This window comes from Alteromonas sp. AMM-1 (assembly GCF_047290655.1).
In the GTDB taxonomy this organism is placed as follows: Bacteria; Pseudomonadota; Gammaproteobacteria; order Enterobacterales; family Alteromonadaceae; genus Alteromonas; species Alteromonas mangrovi.
The window spans coordinates 1-2,085 of sequence record NZ_JBLBUE010000275.1 but is presented as its reverse complement, the minus strand read 5'-3'; the positions used below and the strand labels follow the sequence as shown (position 1 = coordinate 2,085).

The window sequence follows — 2,085 nt, the reverse complement described above, 5'->3', positions numbered from 1 at the left end:
GAGTCGTCGTCAGAAGACGCAGACACTGGCGCAGATTGCGCTGCCAGTTTACGTTTTGGTGCAGTGCGATAATGCGTGGTGTAAAGCGTTAAGCCCGTAAATGCCAGACCACCCACTAAGTTACCCAGCGCAGTTGGGATCTCGTTCCACAGGAAGTAATCCATGATAGAGAAATCACCACCCATGATCAGGCCGAATGGGAACAGGAACATGTTAACCACTGAGTGCTCAAAGCCCATAAAGAAGAACAGCATGATAGGCATCCACATAGCCAGTACTTTACCGCTTACCGAGGTAGAAACCATGGCACCCACTACGCCCAGAGATACCATCCAGTTACACAGCATGCCGCGAATGAAAATGGTCAGCCAGCCTTCCATACCATATTGTGCATAGCCCAAGGTTCGCGCTTCACCAATGCCAGACACTTTAGTCGCAATAGCGCCGCCGTCGGTGTTGTAGCCCATGGTAAAGATAAAAGACATCAGGAACGCTACGGTTAGTGCGCCGGCAAAGTTGCCGCAGAAAACCAGGCCCCATTTACGGAAAATCTGTGACCAGGTAACACCAGGGCGTTTTGCCAACCAGGCCAATGGCGTAAGCATGAATACACCGGTCAGCAAGTCAAATCCCATCAGGTACAACATACAGAAGCCAACCGGGAACAGGACTGCTCCAATCAGAAACACACCGGTTTGAACCGCAATGGTAATGGCAAAAACCGCCGCCAGCGCCAAAATAGCACCTGCCATATAAGCACGAATCAGAGTATCACGGGTAGACATGTATATTTTGGATTCACCCGCATCTACCATCTTTGTTACAAATTCATTAGGAAGTAAGTAAGCCATTTTAATTACCTATTAATGTTTCAGGGTTAAGTAAATTGCTACATACAACAAAATGCGGGCACAAAAAAACGCCCAACCATGCACCGTTTCCGATGTGGTATTGGACGTCATTATCCAAAATTACATTTTGTTGTACGCAGCATTGCGTCGTCGAATATTCCAATACAATTTCAGGGCCAGAAATAAAAATGCACTTGAATTCATCCAGTTAGTGCAAAATATAAACACTAAGACTATTTTACGTTTCCTTCCCTGCACCACAGAAAACCAACCAGCGCACCAATAAGATCCAGAATAGTAAAATAAGCCGCCCACTTGCTCTTTAGAATACACGCCAAAATATTTATCGTTCCGTTATAACCCCTGTTATTCGCATATAAGGTAAACCTGTTTAATACTGGAACGAGCTTTGCTACCATTTAATTACACCGCAACGTCATTCAGACACCTTATCGGACACCACTATGGCTGTAATCAGTGACGCCACTAAGCGATTTCTGCTTGCTGCGAAACATGCCGAGATTAAAGCGCTCAATCAACTCGCCTCTAACTGTAAGCTCGTAACATCGGTTAAAGATGTTATTCATCAACTGCAGCGAGAACGGGGGATCAGCAACATTTTCCTGGCCTCTGGCGGAGAGCGCTTCGAACAGCAACGTCTTCAACAAATAGAAGACAGCAATCAAGTTGAACAGAATTTACGAAGCTTACTTAAGTCGCTTTATATGAGCGGAGATGAGAGCGCGGCCAATATGCGCCTGTTGGTAAGCATTAGCATGGCTCTGCAAGGGCTCGATAATTTGTCTTCGTTGCGCGAAAAAATCGGTGTACAGGATTTAACCTCACTTGAATCCACACAAGCCTATTGTCGTCTTATCAGCGGGCTTTTATCGGTGATTTTCGAAGCCGCTGACGTCGCCAGCGATCCTGATATCACACGCCAACTCGTGGCCTTATTTAATTTTCTTCAGGGGAAGGAATTTTCAGGGCAAGAGCGGGCATGGGGAGCCATTGGCTTCGCCGAAACTCATTTCAGCGTGGGTCTGTGTGACAAACTGCATCATCTGCAACAGGCGCAGCAGCACAGCTTTGACGTATTTTCGGCCTTTGCAGAAAAACATGCGAATCAGCAATGGAAAACTATCGAATCGAGTCAAACCCAAACTGATCTTGAGCGCCTTCGTGCAATGATCGATCAGCTTGCGGACGGCAGCCCTATAGACGGGCAGCTCAG

2 protein-coding genes are annotated in these 2,085 nt (G+C 46.8%); one reads left to right on the top strand and one right to left on the bottom strand.

Annotation, left to right across the window (positions count from 1 at the left end):
• Positions 1 to 851 (bottom strand): formate/nitrite transporter family protein (locus ACLR2L_RS20025; RefSeq protein ID WP_413370768.1); only part of this gene is annotated, 851 nt, incomplete at its 3' end.
• A 464-nt stretch (positions 852 to 1,315) separates the two neighbouring features.
• Between ACLR2L_RS20025 and ACLR2L_RS20020 the strand changes: the two genes are divergently transcribed.
• On the top strand, positions 1,316 to 2,085 hold a 770-nt coding region (locus ACLR2L_RS20020; protein ID WP_413370766.1), incomplete at its 3' end, for a nitrate- and nitrite sensing domain-containing protein.